The organism is Stenotrophomonas sp. 8(2023) (assembly GCF_030345295.1).
Taxonomy (GTDB): Bacteria; Pseudomonadota; Gammaproteobacteria; order Xanthomonadales; family Xanthomonadaceae; genus Stenotrophomonas; species Stenotrophomonas muris.
The window spans coordinates 2,643,978-2,670,395 of the sequence record NZ_CP128404.1 but is presented as its reverse complement, the minus strand read 5'-3'; the positions used below and the strand labels follow the sequence as shown (position 1 = coordinate 2,670,395).

The window sequence follows — 26,418 nt, the reverse complement described above, 5'->3', positions numbered from 1 at the left end:
ATTGGTACGACCAATAATCGACAGCCACGGCGACCCACCGCCTGCGGTGGAGCACATCCCGCCCCAGTCGAGAGCCTTCATGCAGCCCTGGCAACACCTGTACGACCCCGCCGGCAACCTGTGGTTGTCCAGCCTGATCGCGCTGCTGCCGATCGCGTTCTTCTTCGTTGCCCTTGCGGTGCTGCGCATGAAGGGCTGGCTGGCCGGCACGATCACCGTGGCCATCGCGCTTGGCGTGGCCCTGTTGTTCTACCGCATGCCGTTGAGCCAGGCGCTGGGCGCGGCCGGTTTCGGCTTCGTCTACGGCCTGTGGCCGATCGCCTGGATCATCATCGGCGCGGTGTTCCTCTACAAGGTCTCGGTCAAGACCGGTCAGTTCGACATCATCCGCGCCTCGATCCTGTCGGTGACCGAAGACCAGCGCCTGCAGATGCTGATGGTCGGTTTCGCGTTTGGTGCCTTCCTGGAAGGCGCGGCCGGCTTCGGTGCGCCGGTGGCGATCACGGCGGCGCTGCTGGTCGGGCTGGGCTTCAAGCCACTGTATGCCGCCGGCCTGTGCCTGATCGTCAACACTGCGCCGGTGGCGTTCGGTGCGATGGGCATCCCGATCATCGTGGCCGGGCAGGTCACCGGCCTGGATGCATTCGAGATCGGCCAGATGGCCGGCCGCCAGCTGCCGTTCCTGACTGTGATCGTGCTGTTCTGGATCATGGCCATCATGGATGGCTGGCGTGGCATCAGGGAAACCTGGCCGGCGGTGCTGGTGGCCGGTGGCTCGTTCGCCATCGCGCAGTACCTCACCTCGAACTTCATCGGCCCGGAGCTGCCGGACATCACCGCCTCGCTGGCGTCGCTGGTGTGCCTGACCCTGTTCCTGCGCCGCTGGAAGCCGGTACGGATCTTCCGCTTCGATACCGAAACCAGCGCCGAGGCGGCCGCGCAGGCACTGGAGGCACCACGCTACAGCGTCGGCCAGATCGCCAAGGCGTGGTCGCCGTTCCTGATCCTCACCGCGATGGTCACGCTGTGGAGCATCAAGCCGTTCAAGTCGCTGTTCGCGGCAGGCGGCCCGTTGGAAGGCTGGGTGCTCAAGCTCCCGGTGCCGGGCCTGGACCAGAGGGTGCAGAAGATGCCGCCGATCGTCGACGCGCCGCTCAGCTATGAGGCGATCTACAAATTCGACTGGTTCTCGGCCACCGGCACCGCGATCATCCTTGCGGCGGTGATCGCGATCATCGCACTGCGCATGCCGGCCCGGTCGGCGCTGCAGACCTTCGGCGAAACCGTGCGTGAGCTGCGCATGCCGATCTACTCGATCGGCATGGTGCTCGCCTTCGCCTTCATCGCCAACTACTCGGGCCTGTCGGCAACACTGGCGCTGGCATTGGCGCACACCGGCGATGCGTTCCCGTTCTTCTCGCCGTTCCTGGGCTGGCTGGGCGTGTTCCTGACCGGTTCGGATACCTCGTCCAATGCGCTGTTCTCGGCGCTGCAGGCCACCACCGCGCAGCAGATCGGCGTATCCGACGTGCTGCTGGTGGCGGCCAACACCACCGGTGGCGTTACCGGCAAGATGATCTCGCCGCAGTCGATTGCCATTGCCTGCGCGGCGGTCGGCCTGGCCGGCAAGGAGTCGGACCTGTTCCGCTTCACCGTCAAGCACAGCCTGATTTTCACCACGATGGTCGGCCTGATCACCCTGGCCCAGGCCTACTGGCTGACCTGGATGATTCCCTGAGCCATGCATGGCTGGCCGACCACCCGCTGTGCGCTTCGGGCCACAATGGCGCCATGAGCACGCAACGTATTTCGGACAGGGTGGCCGCGCAGCTGCGCGGCCTGGTGCAGGAACAGCGGCTGCGGCCGGGCGACCGGTTGCCCGCCGAGCGCACCCTGGCGGTGCAGCTGGGGGTCTCGCGCACCGCGCTGCGCGAGGCCATCGCGCAGCTGGCCAGCCAGGGCCTGCTGACCGCACGCATCGGTGGCGGCACCTACGTGGCCGAACCGGCGGCGCGCGCGCGGCAGGCGCTGGATGAACCGCTGGCGCCGTACCTGCCGCTGTTCCAGGGCGACCCGGAATACCGTTTTGACGTGCTGGAGATCCGCCACGCGCTGGAAGGTGCCACTGCCTGGCATGCGGCGCTGCGAGCCACCGATGAGGACCGTACGCGCATCGCGCAGGCCTTCCAGACCATGATGGACGCGCACGGCAAGGACGACCCCACCGGTGAAGCAGAGGCTGACGCGGCCTTCCACCTGTCCATCGCCGAGGCCTCCCACAACCTGGTGCTGCTGCAGGTGATGCGCGGCCTGTTCGAACTGCTGCAGACCAACATCTCGCAGAGCCGCGAGAAGCTCTACACCTCGGCGAGGACCTTCTCGCCCCTGTCCGACCAGCACCGCGAAATGATGGATGCGGTGCTGGCCGGCGACCCCGAACGCGCGCGCGCCGCCGCGCATGCCCACCTCGAGTTCGTGCACACCACGCTGCGCACGCTCGATGACAACGAAGCCCGGCGTGCGCGGGCCTCGCGCCTGCCTTCCCCACACGGTTGACCCCATGATCATCTCCGCCTCCACCGATTACCGTGCCGCAGCGCAACGCCGGCTGCCGCCGTTCCTGTTCCACTACATCGATGGCGGCGCGTATGCCGAGCACACGCTGAAGCGCAACGTTTCCGACCTGTCCGACATCGCGCTGCGCCAGCGCATCCTGCGCAACATGTCCGACCTGAGCCTGGAAACCGAGCTGTTCGGCGAAACGCTGGCAATGCCGGTGGCGCTGGCGCCGGTCGGCCTGACCGGCATGTATGCCCGCCGCGGTGAAGTGCAGGCGGCGCGCGCGGCCGACAGCCGGGGCATCCCGTTCACCCTGTCCACCGTATCGGTGTGCCCGATCGAGGAAGTGGCACCGGCCATCCAGCGGCCGATGTGGTTCCAGCTGTACGTGCTGCGCGACCGTGGCTTCATGCGCAATGCGCTGGAGCGGGCACAGGCCGCCGGCGTGACCACGCTGGTGTTCACCGTGGACATGCCGGTGCCGGGCGCGCGCTACCGTGATGCACACTCCGGCATGAGCGGCCCGAATGCCTCGCTGCGCCGCATCGGCCAGGCCGTCACCCATCCGCACTGGGCGTGGGACGTCGGCCTGTTCGGCCGTCCGCATGACCTGGGCAACATCTCCACCTACCGCGGCAACCCGACCGGGCTGGAGGATTACATCGGCTGGCTGGGCAGCAACTTCGATCCGTCCATTTCGTGGAAGGACCTGGAGTGGATCCGCGAGTTCTGGAAGGGCCCGATGGTGATCAAGGGCATCCTCGACCCGGATGATGCGCGCGATGCGGTCAGGTTCGGTGCCGATGGCATCGTGGTCTCCAACCACGGTGGTCGCCAGCTGGATGGCGTGCTGTCTACCGCACGTGCATTGCCGGCCATCGCCGATGCGGTGCAGGGCGACCTGAAGATCCTGGCCGATTCGGGCATCCGTACCGGCCTGGACGTGGTGCGCATGCTGGCGCTGGGGGCCGATACCGTGCTGCTGGGGCGCGCCTTCGTCTATGCGCTGGCCGCGCAGGGCGAGGCCGGCGTGGCCAACCTGCTGGACCTGATCGCCAAGGAGATGCGCGTGGCGATGACACTGACCGGCGCGCACCGTATTGCCGACATCGGGCGCGATTCGCTGGTCAACCTGCCATGAGTGGCCATGATGCCGTGCTGGCGCAGTTGCGCGACGCGGTTGGCGGCCGCCATGTATTGACCGGTGACAAGGCCACGCGCCGTTTCCGCCGTGGCTACCGCTTCGGCGATGGCCCGGTGCTGGCGGTGGTGCGCCCAGGTACCTTGCTGGAACTGTGGTATGTGCTGCAGGCAGCGGTGCAGGGCGGAGCGGCGATCATCCTGCAGGCGGCCAATACCGGCCTGACCGGTGGCTCGACCCCGGATGGGGACGACTATGGGCGCCCGATCGTGCTGGTCAGCACGCTGCGCCTGACCGGCATCCAGCTGTTGAACGAGGGCCGCCAGGTGCTGTGCCTGCCCGGCGCCACGCTCGACCGCCTGGAGCAGACCCTGGCACCGCTGGGCCGCGAACCGCATTCGGTGATCGGCTCCTCCTGCATCGGCGCCTCGGTGCTGGGCGGCATCTGCAACAACTCCGGCGGCGCGCTGGTGCGCCGTGGCCCGGCCTATACCGAGCTGGCGCTGTATGCGCAGGTCGATGCGCAGGGCCAGTTGCAGCTGGTCAACCACCTCGGCATCGCGCTGGGTGATACGCCCGAGCAGATCCTGCAGCGCCTGCAGGCCGGTGACTATGCCGCTGAGGACGTGGGTGACGGCGATGGCCGCGCCGCGTCTGATCCACGCTACGCCGAGGAAGTGCGCCGGGTCGATGCCGATACGCCGGCACGCTTCAACGCCGACCCCAGCCGCCACTTCGAAGCGGCCGGTTCGGCCGGCAAGCTGGCGGTGTTCGCGGTGCGCCTGGATACCTTCGAAAAGGAGCCCGCCGAGGTCTTCTACATCGGCAGCAACCGCACCGACAGCCTCACTGCGATCCGGCGCCAGCTGCTGACCGGCTTCGAGCGCCTGCCGATTGCCGGCGAGTACATCCACCGCGATGCCTATGACATCGGCGAGCGCTACGGCAAGGACAGCTTCCTGTTGATCGACCGCCTCGGCACTTCCCGTGTGCCCGCCGCGTTCGCATTGAAGAGCCGGGTCGATGGATGGTTCGAACGGCTGGGCCTGCGCGGGGTGACCGACCGGGTGATGCAGATGCTGACCGGCCTGCTGCCCTCGCACCTGCCCAGGCGCATGGGTGAATTCCGCCAGCGCTACGAGCATCACCTGTTGCTGAAGGTCTCCGCACAGGACGCGGCGGCAACCGAGGCCTGGCTGCGCGGCTTCTTCGCCGATCATGAGGGTGGTTACTTCCACTGCACGGCCGATGAGGGGCGCAAGGCGTTCCTGCATCGCTTCGCGGTGGCCGGCGCGGCGGTGCGCTACCGCGAAGTGCATCGGGACCAGGTGCAGGATATCGTGGCGCTGGACATCGCCCTGCGCCGCGATGATGCCGACTGGTTCGAGCAGTTGCCGGCCGATATCGATGGCCGCCTGCTGCACAAGCTGTATTACGGGCACTTCCTGTGCCATGTGTTCCACCAGGACTACATCGCACGCAAGGGCGAAGACCCGATGGCGATCGAGCACGCGATGTGGGCGCTGCTGGACCAGCGCGGCGCCGAGTATCCGGCCGAGCACAATGTCGGCCACCTATACCCGGCCAAGCCGGCCCTGGCCGGGTTCTATCGGCAGCTGGACCCGAGCAATACGTTCAATCCGGGCATCGGCCAGACCTCGAAGGAAAAAGGGTGGGGTGGCTGCGACTGCGGATGATGTAGAGCCGAGCCCATGCTCGGCTGCTCTTCCCGACAGACAGCCGTCGAGCATGGCTCAGCCCCACCCGGACAGCGGTTACCATCGGAATCCCGTACGCAGGAGCCGCCCATGCCCACCATCGTTGCCCGCGCGACCCTGTGCGCTGCATTGCTGGCAACACCGCTGCTGGTGCTGGCGCAGTCCGCGATCCTGCCGCAGCAGCGCGACGCCGCCGGCAACGTGATGGAGCCGCTGGGGCAGGTGCTGGAACAGGGAGGGCAGGGCGAAGCACGCATGCAGTACTGCACCCTCGATCGTGCCTGGTGCGTGCGTGTGCAGCCGGTGGCCGAGGACGGCGATCGGCCGACGACGCTGGAAGTCTCTGAACGGGAGGCCGGCGAAAGCGAGCCGCACGTCTACCACGTCAGCATCGACGTGCCGCAGGAAAGCGAGCTTTCGCTGTGGCCGTGGATCGTGCGGCTTGCGCCTGGCGTTGGCAGCGATGAGGCAGTGAGCGACCCGCGGCAGCGCGCCCGCCAGAACGTGCTGGTGGGCGGTATCGTCAAATTCAGCACGATGTACTCAGGCGGTGGTGCCGACGCGTCCACGCTGCAGCTGGCGCGCGTGCGTCACCTGCAGGATGACATCCAGGTGGACGACGACGTGCTGACCCTGCCATGGCTGGGCAACGCGATGATCCGCGCCTGTTTCAGCGAGCAGGACATGAAGCAGCGCGCCGGTGCCTGCCACGACGAGTACGGGTTCTCGGCAAGGCTGGCGCTGGATACCGCCGCCGGGGGCATGCCGGTGCTGCGCTACCAGACGGTGGCGACGCGGTTCCCGGCCGGTGTCTCACGCTTCGAGGATTCGCTGGCCAAGGGGCCGTTGAAGAAGAAGGACCTGCGCACCGAGCAGGACCCGGCGTGCAGCTACACGCGGTTGTTCCGCTTCAGTGATGGGGTGTTCCACCCCGACCAGGCGCTGCCGGACTGCGCGGGGTATACCGAGCCCTGAGCTGTAGAGCCGAGCCTGCGCTCGGCTCTACAGCGCCTACTCGCAGCGGGTGGCGGTGATGATGTTGTCCTTGTCCACGTACACACGCAGGCGGTCGTGGCGGATGTCCTTGGTGGTGATGGTGTTGGGGCCGATCGGGTTGACCAGGCCGGCACCGCTTTCGCTGGACAGGCGGCGGATGTTGGGCTCATTGGCGGGCTGGCCGATTGCCCAGCCCAGCTGGCTGGCGTCGCAGTGGCCGGTACCCTTGACCTGCGGACCGGGGGTGCTGACGCAGGCCGACAGCAGCAGGGCCGACGCGGGTAGCAACAGGGACAGACGGAAGGCGGACATGCAGCGCTCCTGCGCAGGGAAGATGGGCGGAACGATAGCACCCGGCGCGCGAAAGGCGTCAGCGCCCCGGTCATTGCCGGCACAGCATGGTCATTGCATAGTGGGAGGGATGACTGGCATCGCGCCAGCGGGCAGGCCGGGCCATTCCGGTGCAGGTGCTGGATTCGGTATGACGGCAGACAGTTTCCGCGACAAGCGCAGGGCGATGACGGTACTTGCAGTATCGGTGCTGGCCGTGACGTGTGCCGCCACTGCCGCCGAGCCAGTGCCGGCCGCAGCCGCGGAAACGCCGGTGTTCGGCGCGTGGCGCAACCTTCAGACCGAGGCCGGCTACGCGCCGGCCCAGCGCAATCTGGCCTTCGCCATGCTGCCGCAGGCGGCGACCCGCGGCGACCGTTTCGCCATCCTCGACCGTGAAGGCAAGCGGGCGGTGTGTTGCCTGCAGGTGGCCAGCCCGTCGCTGGGCGTGGCCGCGCTGCGCGAGCAGTACCACCTGCCGCAGGCCTGGGTGACCGACCTGAGCAATGGCCGCAGCCCGGCGCGTCCTTATCTGCCGCATGTCTACGCGATGCAGCGGGTGGACGAACTGGCAGACTACGGCTTCGCCGATGTGCCCGGGGCCTACAGCGACCTGGGCGGGCTGCTGATCCCCGAGGGCGCCGCGCTGGAGGACGATGGCAGTGCCGTCCTGCTGGGCGACAACCGTTATTCCCTGCATTTCCAGCGCCAGCCGCACGCCGATGACGATGGCGCGCTGGACCGCTACACCCTGCAGGGCGGCGACGGCGAGGCCCCGTTCGTGGTTGAAGTGCCGTTCGGCACCTACTGACTGCAGCACTGCACTGGCTAGAATGCAGCGCGGCGCCGTCTGCCGTGCCTGTTCCGTGAGTTGCCGCCGTGTCCCTCCGCCCTTTGCTGCTGTCGTCCCTGCTGCTGTTGTCCGCCTGCGCCAGCGCGCCACCTCCACCGCCGGCCCATTCCGATGCGCTGTGGCGCTTGATCGAGCGTGACTGCAAGGCGGTGGAAGGACCGCGTGGCAGTTGCCTGCGGGTGGAGACGGCGGCCGACCGCCGCGACGTGTTGGTCAAGGATGCGCACGGTGACTACCAGTTCCTGCTGATGCCGCTGGACAAGGTCAGTGGCATCGAGAGCCACGGCCTGTACCAGCGTGGGGTACCCAACTATTTTGCGGCCGCCTGGCAGGCGCGCGGGCATACCGAACAGGCCCTGGGCCGGCCGCTGCCGCGCAGCGTGGCCAGCCTGGCACTGAATTCGCCGCACGGTCGCTCGCAGCACCAGCTGCATATCCATGTCGACTGCCTGCGCGCGGATGTGCTGCAGGCACTGGATGCACATGCCGGTGCGCTCGGTCCGCGCTGGTCACCGTTTCCGGTGCCGCTGCGCGGGCATCAGTACCAGGCCTATCTGCTGCCCGGTGCAGAACTGACCGCCAATCCGCTCAATCTGCTGGCCTATGGCCTGAGCGGCGTGGGCGATGTGGGCCAGTGGAGCCTGGTGGTGGCCGGGCGCGGCGAGGTGCGGGGCGGGCCCGGCTTCATCCTGCTGGCTACCCGCGTGGATGCCGCCAGCGGCAACGATGCCAGCGGCGAGGAACTACAGGACCATGCCTGCACGGTCTTGACCGGTGCCGGTGCGGCACTGGAGCGGGTGCGCTAGCCGATCGGCTGCTGACAGCTGCGCCAGGCCGACGCGGTCAGCGCCAGCAGCTGACGGTCATGCCATCCCTGCGCGTCCAGATGGTAGTCGCGCAGGATCCCTTCGCGGATGAACCCATGGGCCTGCAGCGCCTGGGCAAACGGGCTGGTGCAGCCTGGCGGCAGCAGCACGAAGAGGCGGTGCAGGCCGACATCGTCGAACAGGAACGGGCACAGTGCCCGCAGTGCCGCCTGCGGATGGGGGTGCCGGTGCTGCAGCGATTGCAGCTCGGCGCAGCGCGAGTGCAGCGACTGCAGGCGGATATGCAGCTGGTCGTGCAGTACGCCCTGCACGTCGTCGAACACACCCAGCACCAGCAGGTCGTTGTCTTCCTGCAGGCGTGAACGATAGACGCTGGCGAGGAACCGCGCCTCTTCATCAATGCCGTAGGACGGCCGTTGGCCGCGCTGGCGACGGTCGTCGAAGGCACGCCAGCGTGGCAGGTCGGTGCGCTGGAACGAACGCAGGGTGATGGGCGTGGCCTGGAGGTGGAGCAAGTGGCGGCGCAGGACGGGTCGTAGTGGAGCGAAGTGGGTGGAAGGGGCGCTGTTGGTCATCCCGGCACGATGCGCATCACCGACGCGCCAGGCCATGCAATTCATTGCAAAAGTGGGGTGGTGCCGTAAACGCGTCTGATTCGGTTCAGGCATAAGCCCATCAGGGCTGGTCATTTCCGTTGAAACCACCCATTCAGGACACTTTCGTTACGGGATCGTTATGTGTCGTACCGGCTGCGGCTCCCGTACCACCGCCCACTCCCCCAGGAAGCCCATGTCCGCCTCCCACAAGGCGATGCGCCCGCGTCCGCTGGTGCTCGCGCTGTCGTCCCTGATGCTGGCCTCGCTGCCGGCCTTCGCGCAGGAAAGCGCGCCCACCACATTGCAGGAAGTGAAGGTCACCGGCTCGCGCATTCCACGTGCCAGTGTCGAGGGACCCTCGCCGGTGACGGTGATCAGCCGCGAGCAGATCGACGCACAGGGCTACCGCAATGCCTTCGACGCCCTCAGCGCGCTGACCGAGAACACCGGCAACGTGCAGGGCGAGGATTTCGGCAATACGTTCACGCCGGCCGCCAACACCATCAATCTGCGCGGGCTGGGTCCGAACCGCACGCTGGTGCTGGTCAACGGCCGTCGCCAGGCCGACTACCCGCTGGCCTACGAAGGCTCGGTGAACGTTGTCAACCTGGCCAACATTCCCAGCGCCCTGATCGAACGCATCGAAGTGCTGGCTGCCGGTGCGTCGGCGGTGTACGGCTCCGACGCCATTGCCGGTGTGGTCAACATCATCCTCAAGGATCGCTTTGAAGGCGTGGACGTGAACGTGCGCGCCGGCGGCACCCAGCAGGGCGGCGGTGACAACCAGCGCGTGCAGGTGGTGGGCGGCAGTTCCGGCGAGCGCTGGGACGGCCTGTTCGGTTTCGAGTTCGACGTGCGCAAGGCGATCCACGCGCGCCAGCGCGACTTCATGGATTCGCTGGACGATGACCCGGCCGGCAAGGCGCCGCAGGCGACCGCGATCGCCTATCGGCGCAATGCTGCCACCGGCCGCAACATCGATCCGGGCGTCAACGGCTGCGACGCCGCGTCGGACATCTATGGCGGCAGCGTGTTCCGTGCCAACAACCCGCGCCAGGGCTGGTACTGCGGCAGCAACGAGGCCGCCGCCAGCTACTGGACCGTGCAGACCCAGAAGCGCAATCTCAACGGCTACGGTCTGCTGACCTTCCACGTCAACGAGAGCACCGACCTGTTCGCCGATGTCGCCGTGGGCAGCGCGCGGATCTACAACAACACGCGTGCACCGACCTGGACCTCGGCCCGCAACTACTTCTACAACCAGACCACCGGCAACCTGGAAAGCTGGTACCGCCGCTTCGCGCCGGAGGAAATCGGCGGCCTGCCGCGCAATGCCAACCGCTTCCTGGAAAACTCGTGGTCGTTCAATGTCGGCGCACGTGGCCAGATCGGCGACAGCGGTTGGGATTACGAAGCGGTCTACAGCCGCTCGCGTTACGAGAACCGCACCCGCCGACCGGTGCTGCTGGCCGGCATCAACGAATACCTGCTCGGTCCGAAGCTGGGCGTACGCAATGGCGTTGAGGTCTATGCGCCCGACCCGGCACGCCTGTTCAAACCATTGACCCCGGGCGAATACGAGGGCCTGTCCGGCTACCAGGAAAGCCGCAATGCGGCGTGGCTGCAGACCTTCAGCGCCAGCGTCAACGGCCGTTTGTTCGCGCTGCCCGGTGGCGACGCTGCATTGGCGGCGGTGGTCGAGGCCGGCAGCCAGGGCTACCGCAACCGCCCGGACCCGCGACTGGGCACAGGCGAGTTCTGGAACACCAGCGCCGGTATCGGTGCCGGCGGTGATCGTGACCGCTATGCGGCCGGCGTGGAGCTGCAGTTGCCGTTGCTGAAATCGCTGACCACGACGCTGGCCGGTCGCTATGACCAGTATCGCGCCGGTGGCGAGCACATCGGCAAGGCGACCTGGAGCTTCGGCGTCGAGTTCCGCCCGACCGAGAGCCTGTTGATCCGCGGCTCTGCTGCGACCAGCTTCCGTGCGCCGGACATGAACTACGTGTTCGCGACCGAGACCCGCGGCTACAACCCGGGCATGACCGACTACTGGCGCTGCCGCACCGCAGGCCAGTCGTACGACAACTGCGACTACAACGGCCTGTCGATCGACTACAGCAACCGCGCCAACGCGCAGCTGCAGCCGGAAACCGCTAAATCCTATGGTTTCGGCGTGGTCTGGTCGCCGCTGTCCGGCCTGGATTTCAGTGCCGACTACTACGACATCCGCATCGACAACGAGGTCACCAGCCTCGATACCAGCCGCATCCTGCGCGACGAAGCCGATTGCCGCCTGGGCCGCACGCTGGGTGGCGAAGCGCGCGATATCGGTTCACCGCTGTGCCAGGACGCGCTGTCGCGGGTGATCCGCAACCCGTCCACTGCAACCGTGCAGCCGGACCAGGTGACGCGCGTGCTGATCAATCCGATCAACGCGGCCTCCGAATCGGTGCGTGGCCTGGACCTGAAGGGTAACTGGCGTTTCGATGCCGGCCGCTATGGCCGCTTCACTACGCGCCTGGCCTATACCGTGGTGCTGGAGCACACGTACCGGCAGTTCTCCGATGATCCGGAGCGTGACATCCGCAATTCGCTGGATGACTACCAGTGGCGCAGCAAGGCCAATGGCAGCATCACCTGGAACCAGGGTGACTGGACCACCACGCTGTACGGCAACCGTTTCGGTTCACTGCCGAAGACCGATGGCAGTGGCCGCATCGCGCCGTACATGACCTACAACGCCAGCGTGTTCCGCCAGTTCGGCGAGAACCTGTCGGTGGGCGTGATCGTCAACAACCTGCGTGACAGCCGCCCGCCGGCGGACAGGAACGGTGGCGGCTGGCCGTTCTATCCAGTTGGCAACTACGACCCGTATGGCCGCCAGTACTGGCTGCAGCTGGACTACCGGTTCCGCTGATCCGGCTGGCAAACAGAAGGTCCGGCAATGCCGGGCCTTCTGCTGTGTCGATGTCCGCTGTGATGGCGGGCGCCGGTGGCCTAGGGCAGTGCCTGCTGCAGGTACGACTCGATGACGTAGCTGAAGGGCTGCTGCTGGCGATCGCGCAGCAGGGCGCGCACTTCCAGGATCACGCTGCGGTCGCCTTCGCCACGCGGTGGCCAGAAGGTCTGGTCAGCCAGTGTCTGGCGCTGGAAGCCGAGCGGGCCAACCACGCGGCCAAAGGGTTCGTCGGTGCTGTCCAGCACCTGGTTCATGGCCGGGCTGAGGTGGTCCGGCAGGTACCAGTTGTCGGCCTCGGAGAGTACGCGGCTGCCACAGACCAGCTGCACACGGCGGTAGCGAAGGGCGGTGCCGGGTTTCGCACCCAGTGCCTGCAGCACGTCGGCCGGTGCTGTCTTGTCCTGGCCGTGTACACGCACCGCGCGCACCCGCGCCTGTTCGGCCAGGCCGTGTTCGGCGCACCAGTATTCCAGGGTGGCGGTGGCGCTCTGCCCGGAAAGCACACGCTGGTGCAGCCGCTCGACCAGCGCCGCCGGGGCGATGCGCTGTTGGCCAGGCGGCGCCTGCAGCGGCGCGGTGGCGGCCGCATCAGTGGCGGACAGGCTGGCCATCGGGGCAGCAGCCAGCAGGGACGCGGCCTGCCAGCGGCGGAGACGATCGTGGCGGTCGGACGGGCCCATGCGGCATCACAGCGGAAACAGGTGCCTATGGTACCCGTTCAGGCGTGTGCACGGCGTGGCTGCGAGCCGCCGTCGCGGCGGCATTCATCGTTCTGATGAATGTGTGGCATCCAGATATTTCGTTGGCCGATGGCAGTGCCAGCGCGCAGGATGGCGCCATGACTTGGCTTTCCGGGAGTTTCCGATGACGCTTCAGTTCGTCCATGGCGGTGTAGACCGCTACGGCGCGCCACTGCATTTCCACATCCGTGGCGGCCGCATCAGTGGCCTCAATGGCGAGGCCTCGCCGGCCGACGGAGCGGAATGCGTCGACCTGCAGGGCTTCGCAGTCCTGCCCGGGCTGGTCGACGGCCACATCCATCTGGACAAGAGTTTTGTCGGCGACCGCTGGCACCCGCATCAGCCGGTGAACAGCCTGCGTGAGCGGCTGGCGGTGGAGAAGGCCGCGGTGGCGGGCGCGGCGCCAATGGTGGACCGTGCCGAGGCCTTGATCCGCCAGTGCAGCCGCTTCGGCACGGTGGCGATGCGCTGTCACGTCGATGTCGACGGCAGCACCGGCCTGCGTCATCTCGAAGCAGTGCGCGAGGCCGCGCTGCGCTGCGCCGACATCATGCGGATCCAGCTGGTGGCGTTCCCGCAGGCCGGGGTGATGTCCTGTCCCGGCACCGCCGCCGTACTGGAGCAGGCCCTTGCCGCAGGGGTGGAGGTGCTGGGCGGCATAGATCCGACCACGCTCGACGGCGATGCCGAAGGCCAGCTGGCCCTGCTGTTCGGCCTGGCCGAGCGCTATGGCGTGCAGCTGGACATCCACCTGCATGAGCCCGGCGAAACCGGACTGGCCCAGCTGCTGCGCATCGCCGCACGCACCCGTGCCGCCGGCCTGCAGGGACGCGTTGCGGTCAGCGATGCCTACTCGCTGGGCGACGTGCCGCTGGCGCGCGCGCTGCAGGTGGGTGAAGCACTGGCCACGGCGGGCGTTGCGATCATGAGCAACGCGCCGGGCGACCATCCGTTCCCGCCGCTGCGTGCATTGCACGACGCCGGCGTGCGCATGTTCGCCGGCAATGACAACATCCGCGACTGCTGGTGGCCGTATGGCAATGGGGACCTGCTGCAGCGCGCGATGCTGCTGGGCTACCGCTCGGGCTTCTACACCGATGGCGACCTGATGCTGGCGCTGGACATGGTCACCACCCATGCCGCGCAGGTGATCGGGCTGCCGCAGCACGGCATCGCCGAAGGCCGGCCGGCGACGTTCGTGGCCGTGCGTGCGGACCATGGCCCGGCGGCCGTGGCCGGGGTGCCGGTGGAGCGCCGGGTGGTGGTTGACGGCCGTTGGTTGTAGATCCACGCCGTGCGTGGAGGGAGCCATCGCGTGGTCTCATTCATCCACGCATGGCATGGATCCACCTCGATGTGCCGTCAGGCGTAATCGTCGGCGCGGGTAGCGACGAACGCTTCCAGCCACGCCAGCAGGTGGGCGATGTCGATGACTTCGCCCTGTTCGACGCGCTTGAGCAGCAGTGTGCTGGCGCCGATCTGCAGGCTGCTGTCGGCATAGCGCAGCACTGCATCGATGCCCCAGGCGTCGGTGACCTGCATCCAGGCCAGGCCCGGCACGCGTTGGGCCAGGGTATCGCCGAACGCCACGCCCAGCGCTTCCCAGCCATCGCAGTCGTCAGGCTCGATCAGCTCGGCATCGATCACGCGCTGCAGCGTGCTGGCCGCCAGCGGCCATTGCACCGGCAGCGTCGGGAAGCCGGCGGCGACGCGCGCGGCGATCAGCGAGCGCTGGTGCTGCAGGTGCGTCTGCAGGGCGGCGGGCAGGGGGTCGAAGCGGGCGGGGATTTCGTCGGACATGACACGATGCCGTGGAGCACGGAAACAGGAGGCACTCTAGCGGCAGAGCCGTGACTTCCGCGCGACAGGCGTGATCAGCTTTCGATGGTCAATGCGCGGATTTCGCTTCGGGGTCAGATCCGTTTCGGAAAACGGATCTGACCCCACGCGGGACGATGTTGCCGTCGCGGCTGCCGGCCAGCGGCCCACGCTACCGCAGTTGCAGTGGTCAATCCGGTTCGCGCTGCACCTGCCGCCACAGCTCGCTGGCCAGCGCGCGCACCGCATCGTCGGCGTCCGCACGATGCAGCAGGCCGATTTCGTAGTTGTCGATCACCGGCAGGTCGCGCTCACCATCGATGATGCGATGATCGCGGGCGACCGCGCGGCGGGGCAGCAGGCTGATGCCGATGCCATCGGCCACGGCGCCCTGGATGCCACTCAGCGACGAGCTGGTGAAGGCGATGCGCCAGCGCAGGCCCAGCGCTTCCACGGCGTGGATCATCTCGTCGCGGTACAGCCCGCGCGGCGGGAAGGTGACCAGCGGCAGCGGGTCCTGCTGCAGGCAGCTGCTGCGCAGGCTGTCGATCCAGTGCATCGGCTCGCGGCGGCAGTGCACCGCCTGACGGCTGTTGCGCCGCTGCTTGACCAGCACAAGATCCAGTTCACCGTGGTCGAAGCCGTGCGCCAGGTCGCGGCTGAGGCCGCTGCTGATTTCCAGTTTCACCTGTGGGTGACGGCGGCTGAAGGCGGCCAGCATGCGTGTGGTCTGCGCGTTGACGAAGTCCTCGGGGACACCGATGCGCACCGCGGTTTCCACGGTGGCGCCGGCCAGCGCCTGCGCCATTTCCTCGTTCAGGTCGAGCATGCGCCGCGCATAGCCGAGCAGGGTGTGGCCGGCGTCGGTGGGGTGCACGTCGCGGTGGCCGCGCTCGAGCAGGCGATGCCCCGCCAGCTCTTCCAGGCGGCGCACCTTCTGGCTGACCGTGGACTGGGTCGAATGCAGGCGGGTGGCGGCCGTGGTGAAGCTGCCGCAGTCGGCCACCATCACCAGCGCCCGCAGCAGGTCCAGTTCGAACAGGGTTCTATTCGATTTGGCACTGTCTTGCATTTGAACATTTCACTTCTGGATACCCAAGCCGACTTCTACCATGCAGGGCAGGGGCCGGCAACGCCCGGCTGTTGCTACCGTCGCACGGCGTTCCGTGGCGACGGACATGAGGAGACACTGTCATGCGCGTCCATCATTCCGCTGGCTGGCCTGCGCCGTTCACGCGCGTGCTGCTGTTGTGCCTGCTGGCCATGGTCACCCCCGCCTGCACCGCCACGTCCCGGGCCGACGCAGACGCGCGCCTGCGGGATGCCGCCAGCCGCGGCGACGCCGATGCGGTGCGGCAGGCGATAGAGGATGGCGCCACGCTGGAGGCGCGCGATGGCCAGGGTCGCACGGCGTTGCTGCTGGCCACGCAGGGCAACAACGTGGATGCCGCGCGCGAGCTGATCGAAGCCGGTGCCGACGTCAATGCCAAGGATGTGTTGCAGGACAGCGCCTACCTGTATGCCGGCGCGCGCGGCCTGGATGAGATCCTGGCGATGACGCTGGCGCATGGCGCCGATCTGCGCAGTACCAACCGCTATGGCGGCACCGCGCTGATTCCGGCCGCCGAGCGCGGCCACGTCGCCACCGTGCGCACGCTGCTGCGCGCGGGCGTGGCGGTCGATCATGTCAACCGCCTGAACTGGACCGCGCTGCTGGAAGCGATCCTGCTCGGCGATGGCGGTGCGCGCCACCTGCAGATCGTGCAGTTGCTGCTGGAGGCCGGCGCCGACCCGGAGCTTGCCGACGGCGACGGCGTGACGCCGCTGGCGCACGCGCGCCAGCGCGGCTATACCGGAATTGAGACCCTGCTGCGCCAGCACGGCGCGGTGCGCTGAATGCAAACCCCTTCCACCCGCACGCTGGGCGTGCCCATCAGGATGCTGTCCATGTTCCGTTCCCGTCCGTTGTCCCTTGCCATCCTCCTTGCGGTGGCACCGCTGTCGGCGTCTGCCGCCGAGCGCGCCGACCTGCTGATCCGCAATGCCACCGTGGTCGATGTCGAGCACGCCAGTACCCGGGCCGGGCAGAGCGTGGTGATCCGTGGCGAGGACATCGTCGCCGTCGGCCCGGACACGCAGCTGCGCAGCCAATGGAGCGCGGCCCGCCAGATCGATGCCAAGGGCAAGTACCTGATCCCGGGCCTGTGGGACATGCACGTGCACTTTGGTGGTGGCCCGGCGCTGATCGAAGAGAACAAGGCACTGCTGCCGCTGTACATCGCGCACGGCATCACCACGGTGCGTGACTGTTCCGGCGACCTGCCCGAGCAGGTGCTGCAGTGGCGCGGGGAAATTGCCAAGGGCACGCTGTTCGGTCCGCGGCTGCTCAGCTCGGGCGCGAAGATCGAAGGCCTCAAGCCGGTCTGGAAGGGCACGATCGAAGTGGGCAGCAAGGCCGACGTCGACAAGGCGATCACCCGCCTGCAGCACGACAAGGTCGATTTCGTGAAGATCACCGACAGCACGCTGAAGCCGGAACTGTTCCTGTACTCGGCCAGTGCCGCGCGCAATGCCGGATTCAAGGCGTCGGGGCACATCCCGATGGCGCTGACCGTGGAGCAGGCAATCGATGCCGGGCTGGCCTCGATCGAGCATCTGGACTACGCATTCAAGGCCGGGAGCAAGGACGAGGCGCAGATTGCCGGCGACTTCGGTGCAGGCCGCATCGACCGCGCCGAAGCCAACCGCCGCCTCGACGCCAGCTTCGACCGCGATACGGCGATGCGTGCCTACCGCGATTTCGCCAGGCGCGGCGTGTTCGTGACCCCGACCCTCAACGGTGGCCGCATCCTCGATTTCCTTGACCAGGATGACCACGCGAACGATCCGTACCTGGCTTACATCGGCCCGGGCCTGCGCGCGACCTACCAGTGGCGCGTTGAACGTGCCGCCAAGGCAACGCCAGCGCAGATCGAAGCGCGCCACGCGCAGTACCACCAGGTGGCCGCCGTGCTGCCGATGCTGCAGGAAGCCGGCGTGACGATCATCGCCGGCACCGATGCGGGCTTCCTCAACTCGTTCAACTTCCCGGGCATCGCCCTGCACCAGGAGCTGCAGCTGTTCGTGAAGGAAGGCTTGAGCGCGCCGCAGGCGCTGTCGGCGGCGACCCGTTCCGGCCCGGCCTGGTTCGGCCAGATGAATCGTTACGGGGGTGTTGCTCAAGGCAAGGCCGCCGATCTGGTGCTGCTGACCGCCAACCCGCTGCAGGACATTGCCGCCACCGAAAAGATCGACAGCGTGATCCTGCGTGGCAACGTGTATGACCGCGCCGCGCTGGACAAGATGCTGGCCGACACCAGGGCCAAGGTCGCGGCGTGGAATGCCGAGGCGGCGAAGGCGCGGTGATCGACAGGGTCAGAGCCCTTCCCCGTGGGAAGGGATCCGACCCTGTGGCTTCGATGCGGTCGGTGACCTAACGCGGTGCCGGCCGCATTCCGTGCAGCTGCGGCAGTGCGGCCTTCATCGCATCGATGAAGGCGCGCAGCCGTGGCGGCTGCTGGCGCGCGGCGGGAAATACCACGTGTACCGGCAGCGCCGGCGCCTGCCAGTCCGGCAGCAGCTGCACCAGCCGCCCTTGTGCGAGGTCTCCGGCCACCAGCCAGGCCGAGACCACCGCTGCACCCAGCCCAGCACATGCGGCCTGTTGCACCACGAACAGGTTGTCGCTGAGCAGGCGCGGGCTGATCGAAAGGGTATGCGCACGCCCCTGCGCGTCATGCAGCAGCAGGCGTTCGCGGTAGTAGGTGACCAGTGAAATCCACGGCAGTGCCTGCGCCTGTTCTGGTGTGCTGATCGCGGTGGCCTGCACCAGCGAGGGCGCTGCCACGACGATGCGCGGCACTTCGGCGAGCGGCAGTGCGACCATGCGCGGTTCGTCGACCGGTCCCACCCGCACCGCGCAGTCGATGCCTTCGGCGATGAAATCCGGGCGACGATCTTCCAGGATCCACTCCAGGCTCAGCTGTGGGTGCTGGGCGAGGAACGCGAGCATGGTCGGCAGCAGCTGCGCCTGGCCGAAGGCATGCGGCACCATCACCCGCAGGCGTCCGCGCAGCGTTTCCGGTTCGCCGTGCAGTTCGGCCTGCAGCGACTCCCATTCGTCGACCACGCGTTGCGCATGGCGCTGGCAGCGCAGGCCATCTTCGGTCAGCTGCAGGCCATGGGTGGAGCGCTGCAGCAGGCGCAGGCCGAGCTGCCGCTCCAGTGCCTGAAGGCGCCGGCTGACCGTCGGCTGGGTGGTGCCCAGCTGCACGGCGGCGGCAGACAGGCTGCCGGCATCGACGATGCGCAGGAAGGTGCGCAGCAGATCCAGGCGATCGGCGCCGGTGGCGAGGTCATTCATGCGTGTCACGTATGAAGTATATGTGCAGGAGCCTACTACAGACGCATGGCGAATACGGGCAGGATACGCCCACTTCCTCCACCGGACTCCCCCATGTCTACCCCTTCGCTGTCCGTCGTCGCACCCGCGAACGCGCCTTCCACCCCGCTGGTGCTGGCGATGGCGGCCGGCGCCGGCTTTTCGGTCGCCTCGCTGTACTACAGCCAGCCGATGCTGGGCCTGATCGCGCAGGACCTTGGCGCAGGTGAGCGCGCCGCCGGGCTGGTGCCGACCCTGACCCAGCTCGGCTACGCGCTGGGCATCCTGCTGCTGGCACCGTTGGGCGACCGCTTCGACCGCCGCCACCTGATCCTGTTGAAGTCCGCGCTGCTGGCGTTGGCACTGGGCGCCGCAGCGATGGCCGGGCACCTGCCGGGCCTGCTGATGGCCAGCCTGCTGGTCGGGTTGATGGCCACGCTGGCGCAGGACATCGTGCCGGCCGCTGCGGTCCTGGCGCCGGATGCACAGCGCGGCCAGATCGTCGGCCGGGTAATGACCGGCCTGCTGCTCGGCATCCTGCTGTCGCGCGTGGTCAGTGGCGTGGTGGCCGAGGCATGGGGTTGGCGCACGCAGTTCGTGCTGGCCGCGGTATCGGTGGCGGCGATGGGCGCAGTGATGGCGCGTGCGCTGCCGCGTTTCGCACCGACCAGCACGCTGCGCTATCCGGCGTTGCTGGGCTCGTTGCTGGCGTTGTGGCGCGAGCAGCCGCAGCTGCGCCGCGCGGTGGCGAGCCAGTCGTTGCTGGCGGTCGGCTTCAGCGCATTCTGGTCGACGTTGGCGCTGATGCTGCATGCCCGCCTGGGCCTGGGCAGTGCGGCGGCGGGTGCGTTCGGTATTGCGGGTGCGGCCGGTGCGCTGGCCGCACCGTTCGCAGGACGTTTCGCTGATCGCCTGGGTTGCCATGCCGTGGCGCGGTTGGCGATCGCGGTGGCGCTGCTGGGCTTCGGCCTGCTGCTGGCCGAAGCCTGGCTGCCGGCCGCCGCGCTGCTGCCGCTGCTGGTGGTGAGTGCGCTGCTGTTCGACTTCGGTTTCCAGTCGGCGCTGGTGGCGCACCAGACGCTGGTCTATGGCCTTGTGCCGCCGGCACGCAGCCGGCTCAACGCGCTGCTGTTCACCGGCATGTTCATCGGCATGGCCGCTGGCGGTGCGCTGGGCAGCCTGGCGCTGGCGCAGTGGGGGTGGCACGGCGTGGCCTGGCTGGCGGTGATGTGCGCGGGCGGCAGTCTGCTGCTGCGTTTGAAGTAGGGGTGGTGTTCGGCAGGGCTTGCAGCCCTGCACCTGCGGTAGTGCCGGCCGCTGGCCGGCAACAGCGCAAACAGCGGATTTTCAGTAGCCTTCGACAGGTTCCTGCGGTCTGTTGGAACGGCTCTTGGGGTCAGATCCGTTTTCCGAAGGAAAACGGATCTGACCCCTGATTGATTTCGATATCTGACAGAAGTGTCGACCAAGGTCGACACCTACCAAACGCCATCGGAATCCGTCAGAGGTGGGGCGGTGTCGGAGTGCGGGGTGTCAGCCGCATGGATGCGGCTGCCAAGCTTGCAGGGACGTACTTGCAGCGTCCCCGCAGTCCGACACCGCCCCGCCATCCCATGGAATCCATGCTGTTGCTGTTGCTCCAGCGCGTAGCGGGTGCAGGGCTGCAAGCCCTGCCGAACAACCCCCTAATCGTGACCGCTGTCGTCCAGGCTGATGATGCCGCGCCGCAGCGCCTGGGTCACCGCGTGCGTGCGATCGCCCACGCCCAGCTTGTCCATCAGGCTCTTCATGTGCGCCTTCACCGTCTGCTCGGAAATCTGCATGCGCTCGCCGATGCGCTTGTTCGACAGGCCACCGGCCACATGCCGCAGCACCTCGGTCTCGCGCGGCGACAACCGGTCCTCCACCACATGTGCGGCAATGCTCGCAGCGACTGCCGGTGGTATCGGTGCGCGCCGGCCGCCAGCGACCATGCGGATCGTATCGACCAGCTCGTGGCGCAGCATGTCCTTCAACAGGTACGCACTGGCGCCGGCCTGCAGCGCCCGTACCGCACGCACGTCACCGCGATAGGTGGTCAGCACGATGATGCGCGCACGCGGGTCCATCGCGCGGATCCGCACGATGGCTTCCACACCATCCAGGCGTGGCATCTGCAGGTCCATCAGCACCACGTCCGGCTGCAGCTGCTGATAGCGCTCGATGGCTTCCTCGCCATCGGCGGCCTCGCCGAGCAGGCGCAGGTCGGAATGGGCGCCCAGCAGCGCGGCCAGGCCGTCACGCAGCAGCGGGTGGTCGTCGACCACCAGCACGCCGATCGGGGCAGGGGACTCAGTCATGGTGGCTTCTACTCCAGGGCCAGCGCCAACGCGATGGGCGGCGGTGATACAGGCGACGGGCGGGAACCGCCAGCGCGACTTCAGTGCCCAGCCCGGGGCGGGTCCACAGCCGCAGCTCCGCGCCGAGGCGCTGCGCGCGCTCACGCATGCCCTGCAGGCCCCAATGGCCATGCCCGGCATTTTCGTCGGCGATGCCGACGCCATCGTCGCGCACGTGCAGCAGGAAGCACCGCGCGCCGTAGGACAGCTCTACCTCGATGGCGCTTGCATTGGCGTGGCGCAGTGCATTGCGGATGGCCTCGCGGCCGATCAGGAACACTTCCTCGGCGGCATCGGCCTGCAGCGGTGGTGTTGCGCCTTCCACAGTCAGGCGCAGCGGATTGGTGCCGTGCCCGGCGTATTCGGCGTGAACATCGGCCAGCGCCGAAGCGAGGTCGCGGCCCGCGAAAGGACCGTCGCGCAGTGCGTTGACCCGCTCCCGGCCCTCGGCCAGGTTGCGTTCGGCCAGCTGCATCGCCGATTCCAGCTGGCCGCGCACCCTGTCCGGGGTCTGCGGCGACTGGCTGATCGCGTGCAGCCGCAGGATCAGGCCCTGGCTGCCCTGCAGCAGCGTGTCGTGCAGGTCGCGGGCAATGCGTTCGCGTTCGCCATGGCGTTCCTGCAGGCGCGCACGGAACAGTGCAGCCAGCTGCCCGCTGCGGATGCGCACCGCCAGGACCAGCAGCGCAAGCACCGCGGCGGCGCACAGCAGCTTGAACCACAGGGTCTGCATGAAGGTAGGGGCGATGCGGAAGGTGCGGCTGGCGGGTGCAGTGCTCCAGATGCCGTCTTCGTTGGCGGCTTCCACCTCGAACCGGTAATTGCCCGGTGCGAGGTTGGTGTAATACGCGCGCGTGCTGCTGCCGGCATCCTGCCAGCCGTCGTCGACCCCGGACAGGCGATAGCGGTAGCGGTTGCGCTCCGGGCGCGCCAACGACAGCGCCACGTAATCGATCTGCAATTGGCTGGTGCCGGCCGGAAGGCGCAGGCCGTCGCGCAGTGGCTGGTGTTCACTGCCGTACAGCACGTCGCCGATGCGCACGCTGGGCGCCATGGTGTTGACGTGCGAGCGGGTGGTGTCCAGCCAGGCCAGGCCCTGGTTGGTGGCCAGCCACAACAGGCCATCGCTGGCCAGCGCGGTGGTGGCGATCGGTCCGCTCTGCAGGGCGATGCCCGGCATGCCATCCACCGCATCGAACAGGCGGGGCGTCACCGGCTGCCGGCTGCGCAGTGCGCGCCGCAGCTGATCGCTCCCGAGCCGGACCAGGCCACGACTGCCATTGAGCCAGAGGTAGCCATTCGCATCGGCCACCATGCCGGTGATGCCTTCCATGACGCCGGCCATGTCGGTGCTCACCTGAACGAACCGGCCATTGCCCGGGCGCACGGCCAATCCGGCCTCGCCGGCTACCAGCAGGAGGTCCTGATGATCGAGTACCGCCGTGATCGGCCCGACCGACAGGCCGTGGCTGGCGTCGAAGGTTTCGATCTGCGTCGCCCCCATGCGGCGCAGCCGGCCGTCTGCATAGCCGAGCAGCAGCTGGCCGTTGGCATCCAGCGCCAGTGACGAGCAGGCCTGTTCGGGCAGGCGGCGTTCGCGTTGCCACTGGCCCTGCTGGTAGTGCAGCACCCCCCGTTCGCCGGTGCAGACCCAGGCCTGTTCGTCGTCGGGGAACAGCAGGGCATGCAGTGGTTGCCCGGTGAACGGCGCAGGCAGCGGAATCCGCGTGGTGCGGCCGGCCACGGTGCGCGCAAGGTTGACCCAGTCGAACTGCCAGATCGGGGCAGCTGCCTGGCGCGCGGCGGCCTGCAGCTGCGTGGCGCTGCCATCGAGCAGGGTGCGCTCGAGGTCGTAGGGCTTGAGGTCTTCGCCATAGCCATACACATGGCCATCGCTGGCCCGCACCAGCGAGCGGTAGGGATCACTGGGACCAACCGCCAGCGTGTGCACGCTGCGCGCGCGGAAGCGGTTGAGGCCGAGATTGGTGCCGACCCAGAGATTGCCTTCGCGATCAACGATGATCGGCACGGCCGAGGTGGCGGTCAGCCCGTGCGGCGAATCGAAGCGCTCCATGCGTATGGCGCGGTCGCCATCGAAGGTGACCCGGGCGACACCGCCATGCGGGCTCATCGTTGCCCACAGCGCGCCATCGGCAGTGAACTGCAGGCGCGCCGCCACCAGCTCCGGCAACCGCCGTGCCTCGCGCTCGCTGTCCGGCAGCAGGCCTCGTGCGTTGGCCAGCGGCGACGTACCGCGCACGCGGTCGGCCAGCCACACTTCCCCCTGCGGACTTTCGGCCAGCGTCGCCATCTGCGAAACGGCGATGCCGGTGTCCTTGAAGGCCGCCTGGCCGGCCGCGCGCACCCAGATCTTCAGGTCGGCCAGTACCCAGAAGGTGCCGCGGCTGTCGTGCAGCAGCCATTGCACGCGATGTTCCGGCACCCCCATGCCAGCGGGCAGCGGCTGCCAGCGTTGGCCAGTGAATTGGCGTAGTCCACCATTGATCGCGGCCCACAGCCGGCCGTCACGGTCCTGGCTGAAGTGTGGCACCACACCCACCGGCACGCCCTGGTCGCGGCCGTAGTTGTGCAGCTGGCCGCGCGCAAACTGGCTGATGCCGGCCTGGAAGTAGCCGATCCACAGTGCATCGTCGCGGCCCCGCGCAAGGGTGACCATGTTGGTGGACGGGAAATGGCTGCCCGCGGGAGCGGCCTGGCGTTCAAAGCGACGACCGTCGAAGCGGTACAGCCCTGAGCCGGTGGCCAGCCACAACAGGCCATCGCGGTCCTGGGTGATGTCCCAGATGTCACCGGGGGCGCCCTGGCCGACGCGCCAGGCCGTGTGCTCGTAATCGGGCAACCCGCCGCTCACCGGCGGGTGCTGCACGGCAAGGGCGGGCAGGGCGGTCAACAGCAGCAGGCAGGTCAGCAGCGTCCGCAGGTGACGTTGCAACGGGAAGGGGCGGCCACGCATGGCGCGCATTCTGGCAGGTGCGGGGCAGTCCGGGGTGACCCGAACGGGGTAGGCAGTGGCCGCCGTGGTCGGCTATCACGCCGGCATGACCCCTGGAGCCCGGCCATGCAGCGCCTGTTCGTGATGTTCCCTGATCGCGGTCCGGGCATCGGCCTGCTGTGGCTGCGGCTGTGCCTGGCCGCCGCGCTGTGCGCGCCTGGCACGCATGCTGGTTGGGGGGCGGTGCTGTGCGTGCTGGCGGCGGCCATGCTCGTGCTGGGCGTGTTGACGCCGCTGGCGGCCCTGATGGCAGCCGCGACCATGTTCGCGCAGCAGGCGCCGTGGCCGCTGGTGGCGTTGCCACCGGCGCTGCTGATGCTGGGGCCGGGCGCCTACTCGGTGGATGCGCGCTTGTTCGGGCGCCGCCTGCTCGGCCGCCGGCCTCCCCCATTCGGGTAGGTGCCGGCCTCGACCGACGGGGGTAGGGCATCGCACGCCGGCCGCGCACCATGGGCCACCCCCTCGCGGCGCCCCGCATGGCCACCGTCAGTCCGCCCGATCCGTCCGCCATCCCACTTGCCCCGCAGCAGGCCGCCGCACTGCAGCGCGCCCTGCGCTATGTCGATGAGCACCTGTCGCAGCCGCTGCGGGTGACCGAGCTGGCGCAGGCTGCCTGTGTCAGCCGCTTCCACCTGGTGCGCCTGTTCCGTAGCGGCACCGGTGCCAGCCCGCTGCGCTACGTGCGCCGCCGCCGCATCCAGCGTGCCTGCCAACTGCTGCCCAGCGCGCAGCTGCCGATGGCGTGCCTGGCCCAGCAGCTGGGCTTCTTCGACCAGAGCCATTTCGTCCGCAGCTTCCGCGCCGAGACCGGCTGCAGCCCCGGCCAGTATCGGGCCGGCGATGCGGCCCTGCTGCTTCCCCCTGATCATGTTTCCCACGGAGTCCACCCATGAGCCTTGCCACCTCCACGCCCGCCCCGGCCCTGCTGTCGCCCACCGACCATGCCCTGGTGCTGATCGACTTCCAGTCGCAGATGGCATTTGCTACCCACACGATCGACATCTCCGCGCTGCGCAACAACGTGTCGCTGATCAGCAAGGGGGCCAAGGGGTTCAACGTGCCGGTCGTGTTGACCACGGTGGCCGAGACGTCATTCTCCGGCCCGATGTTCCCGGAACTGCCGCAGATCTTCCCGGGCCAGCCGGTGTTCGACCGCACTTCGATGAATACCTGGGAAGACCAGCCGGTAATCGATGAGATCAACAGCATCGGCAAGCGCCGGCTGGTTCTTGCCGGCCTGTGGACCAGTGTCTGCATCGTGGGTCCGGCGCTGTCGGCGCTGGCGCAGGGCTTCGAGGTCCACGTGATCACCGACGCCTGTGGCGATGTCAGCGAAGAAGCGCACGAGCGTGCGATCACCCGCATGGTGCAGGCCGGCGCGGTGCCGATGACCAGCGTGCAGTACCTGCTTGAACTGCAGCGTGACTGGGCACGCGGTGAAACCTACGACCTGACCACCGGCATCGCCCGCGACCACGCCGGCGGCTATGGCATCGGCATCCAGTACGCCAAGCGCATGTTCGGCGCGCAGGAAGGCGGGCACTGAGCATGCTGGCCGGCCACGGCCTCGACCTGGCCCTGCTGATGCTGCGGGTGGCGGCAGGCGGCTTCCTGCTGCCTCACGCGCTGGGCAAGCTGTTTGGCTGGTTCGGCGGACCGGGGCTGGCCGGCTTCGCCACCGAGCTGCGCGGTTTCGGGCTGCCGGCAGTGGCGCCGTTGCCGCTGCTGTTGTCCCTGCTGCAGGTGCTGTCCGGGCTGGCCGTGCTGCTGGGCTGGCAGACCCGCATCGCCGCGCTTGCCGCCGCTGCCTTCATCGGCTTCACCGTCCTGTTGGCCTTGCCCAGGGGCTGGTTCTGGATGCGCGGCGGCAGTGAGTACCCGCTGATGTGGGCCACGGTGCTGCTGGCCATCGCCCTGGCCGGGCCGGGGGCCTGGGCGCTGGACGGCCAACGTCTTCCGGGAGCTTTCGCATGAGTCACGATCCCCTCGACCACGGCCGCCGCAACGTGGTGCTGGCCAGCGGTGCCGCGGTTGCGCTCGGCCTGGCCGGTCGCGCCGCTGCCGCAC

At 68.2% G+C, this 26,418-nt stretch carries 24 protein-coding genes; 16 read left to right on the top strand and 8 right to left on the bottom strand.

Annotation, left to right across the window (positions count from 1 at the left end; genetic code table 11):
• Positions 1–79: 79 nt before the first annotated feature.
• From lldP to QP609_RS12510, 5 genes are all read left to right on the top strand, one after another.
• Complete coding sequence (lldP, locus tag QP609_RS12530; RefSeq protein WP_046431188.1) at positions 80–1,738, top strand: L-lactate permease; 1,659 nt, start codon at positions 80–82, stop codon at positions 1,736–1,738.
• 53 nt (positions 1,739–1,791) lie between these two features.
• Positions 1,792–2,556 (top strand): transcriptional regulator LldR, encoded by a 765-nt coding sequence (gene lldR / locus QP609_RS12525; protein WP_014647493.1) that lies wholly within the window; start codon positions 1,792–1,794, stop codon positions 2,554–2,556.
• Between the two features lie 4 nt (positions 2,557–2,560).
• A complete protein-coding gene (gene lldD / locus QP609_RS12520) occupies positions 2,561–3,700 on the top strand; it encodes an FMN-dependent L-lactate dehydrogenase LldD (protein WP_049407546.1) in 1,140 nt (379 codons plus the stop codon).
• Entirely contained in the window at positions 3,697–5,397 is a 1,701-nt protein-coding gene (dld, locus tag QP609_RS12515; RefSeq protein ID WP_197621122.1) for a D-lactate dehydrogenase, read from the top strand. Before lldD ends, dld begins: the two co-directional genes overlap by 4 nt.
• 111 nt (positions 5,398–5,508) lie before the next feature.
• Positions 5,509–6,393, top strand: coding sequence for a hypothetical protein (locus QP609_RS12510; protein WP_032957700.1), 885 nt, complete (start codon positions 5,509–5,511; stop codon positions 6,391–6,393).
• Positions 6,394–6,429: 36 nt separating this feature from the next.
• Here the strand turns inward: QP609_RS12510 and QP609_RS12505 are convergent, their stop codons facing one another.
• Positions 6,430–6,726: a hypothetical protein gene (locus tag QP609_RS12505; protein WP_014037553.1), complete on the bottom strand. Its 297-nt coding sequence runs from the start codon at positions 6,724–6,726 to the stop codon at positions 6,430–6,432.
• Between the two features lie 169 nt (positions 6,727–6,895).
• Here QP609_RS12505 and QP609_RS12500 point away from each other — a divergent pair, with 169 nt between their 5' ends.
• A complete protein-coding gene (locus QP609_RS12500; protein WP_197621121.1) occupies positions 6,896–7,555 on the top strand; it encodes a decarboxylase in 660 nt (219 codons plus the stop codon).
• Positions 7,556–7,623: 68 nt separating this feature from the next.
• Positions 7,624–8,403 (top strand): CDP-diacylglycerol diphosphatase, encoded by a 780-nt coding sequence (locus tag QP609_RS12495; protein WP_041863570.1) that lies wholly within the window; start codon positions 7,624–7,626, stop codon positions 8,401–8,403.
• Here the strand turns inward: QP609_RS12495 and QP609_RS12490 are convergent.
• Positions 8,400–9,035 carry a GNAT family protein gene (locus QP609_RS12490; protein WP_014647486.1) on the bottom strand — a complete coding sequence of 212 codons (636 nt, stop codon included), beginning with the start codon at positions 9,033–9,035 and terminating at the stop codon, positions 8,400–8,402. The genes QP609_RS12495 and QP609_RS12490 overlap by 4 nt on opposite strands.
• A gap of 178 nt (positions 9,036–9,213) precedes the next feature.
• Here QP609_RS12490 and QP609_RS12485 point away from each other — a divergent pair, with 178 nt between their 5' ends.
• A complete protein-coding gene (locus QP609_RS12485; RefSeq protein ID WP_197621120.1) occupies positions 9,214–11,940 on the top strand; it encodes a TonB-dependent receptor in 2,727 nt (908 codons plus the stop codon).
• An 80-nt stretch (positions 11,941–12,020) separates the two neighbouring features.
• On the opposite strand, the gene QP609_RS12480 is transcribed toward QP609_RS12485, so the two are convergent.
• Positions 12,021–12,662, bottom strand: coding sequence for a hypothetical protein (locus tag QP609_RS12480; RefSeq protein ID WP_075076515.1), 642 nt, complete (start codon positions 12,660–12,662; stop codon positions 12,021–12,023).
• A 184-nt stretch (positions 12,663–12,846) separates the two neighbouring features.
• On the opposite strand from QP609_RS12480, the gene QP609_RS12475 reads away from it, so the two are divergent.
• Positions 12,847–14,007: an amidohydrolase family protein gene (locus QP609_RS12475; RefSeq protein WP_197621119.1), complete on the top strand. Its 1,161-nt coding sequence runs from the start codon at positions 12,847–12,849 to the stop codon at positions 14,005–14,007.
• A 77-nt stretch (positions 14,008–14,084) separates the two neighbouring features.
• On the opposite strand, the gene QP609_RS12470 is transcribed toward QP609_RS12475, so the two are convergent.
• Positions 14,085–14,522, bottom strand: a complete 438-nt coding sequence (locus tag QP609_RS12470) for a DUF3806 domain-containing protein (protein WP_069118246.1) — start codon at positions 14,520–14,522, stop codon at positions 14,085–14,087.
• Positions 14,523–14,730: 208 nt separating this feature from the next.
• Entirely contained in the window at positions 14,731–15,612 is an 882-nt protein-coding gene (locus QP609_RS12465; RefSeq protein ID WP_046431153.1) for a LysR substrate-binding domain-containing protein, read from the bottom strand.
• A 122-nt stretch (positions 15,613–15,734) separates the two neighbouring features.
• Here QP609_RS12465 and QP609_RS12460 point away from each other — a divergent pair, with 122 nt between their 5' ends.
• A complete protein-coding gene (locus tag QP609_RS12460; protein ID WP_049440918.1) occupies positions 15,735–16,436 on the top strand; it encodes an ankyrin repeat domain-containing protein in 702 nt (233 codons plus the stop codon).
• A 51-nt stretch (positions 16,437–16,487) separates the two neighbouring features.
• The gene (locus tag QP609_RS12455; RefSeq protein WP_197621118.1) at positions 16,488–17,945 is read left to right on the top strand and encodes an amidohydrolase family protein; all 1,458 of its coding nucleotides are present in this window, start codon (positions 16,488–16,490) and stop codon (positions 17,943–17,945) included.
• 67 nt (positions 17,946–18,012) lie between these two features.
• Here QP609_RS12455 and QP609_RS12450 read toward each other — a convergent pair whose 3' ends face one another.
• Positions 18,013–18,942 (bottom strand): LysR family transcriptional regulator, encoded by a 930-nt coding sequence (locus QP609_RS12450; protein WP_014647478.1) that lies wholly within the window; start codon positions 18,940–18,942, stop codon positions 18,013–18,015.
• Between the two features lie 93 nt (positions 18,943–19,035).
• Here QP609_RS12450 and QP609_RS12445 point away from each other — a divergent pair, with 93 nt between their 5' ends.
• Complete coding sequence (locus QP609_RS12445; RefSeq protein WP_014647477.1) at positions 19,036–20,226, top strand: MFS transporter; 1,191 nt, start codon at positions 19,036–19,038, stop codon at positions 20,224–20,226.
• 419 nt (positions 20,227–20,645) lie between these two features.
• Here QP609_RS12445 and QP609_RS12440 read toward each other — a convergent pair whose 3' ends face one another.
• Entirely contained in the window at positions 20,646–21,299 is a 654-nt protein-coding gene (locus tag QP609_RS12440) for a response regulator transcription factor (protein WP_014647476.1), read from the bottom strand.
• Positions 21,292–24,321, bottom strand: coding sequence for a sensor histidine kinase (locus QP609_RS12435; RefSeq protein WP_289213785.1), 3,030 nt, complete (start codon positions 24,319–24,321; stop codon positions 21,292–21,294). The genes QP609_RS12440 and QP609_RS12435 overlap by 8 nt, the downstream gene beginning before the upstream one ends.
• A gap of 96 nt (positions 24,322–24,417) precedes the next feature.
• Between QP609_RS12435 and QP609_RS12430 the strand changes: the two genes are divergently transcribed.
• The 4 genes from QP609_RS12430 (at position 24,418) to QP609_RS12415 (ending at position 26,325) form a co-directional block, all read left to right on the top strand.
• Positions 24,418–24,750, top strand: coding sequence for a hypothetical protein (locus QP609_RS12430; protein ID WP_197621116.1), 333 nt, complete (start codon positions 24,418–24,420; stop codon positions 24,748–24,750).
• 77 nt (positions 24,751–24,827) lie between these two features.
• Complete coding sequence (locus tag QP609_RS12425) at positions 24,828–25,244, top strand: AraC family transcriptional regulator (protein ID WP_014647473.1); 417 nt, start codon at positions 24,828–24,830, stop codon at positions 25,242–25,244.
• Positions 25,241–25,897, top strand: coding sequence for a hydrolase (locus tag QP609_RS12420; RefSeq protein WP_197621115.1), 657 nt, complete (start codon positions 25,241–25,243; stop codon positions 25,895–25,897). The genes QP609_RS12425 and QP609_RS12420 overlap by 4 nt, the downstream gene beginning before the upstream one ends.
• A gap of 2 nt (positions 25,898–25,899) precedes the next feature.
• Positions 25,900–26,325, top strand: a complete 426-nt coding sequence (locus QP609_RS12415; RefSeq protein WP_014647471.1) for a DoxX family membrane protein — start codon at positions 25,900–25,902, stop codon at positions 26,323–26,325.
• The last annotated feature ends 93 nt before the right edge of the window (positions 26,326–26,418 follow it).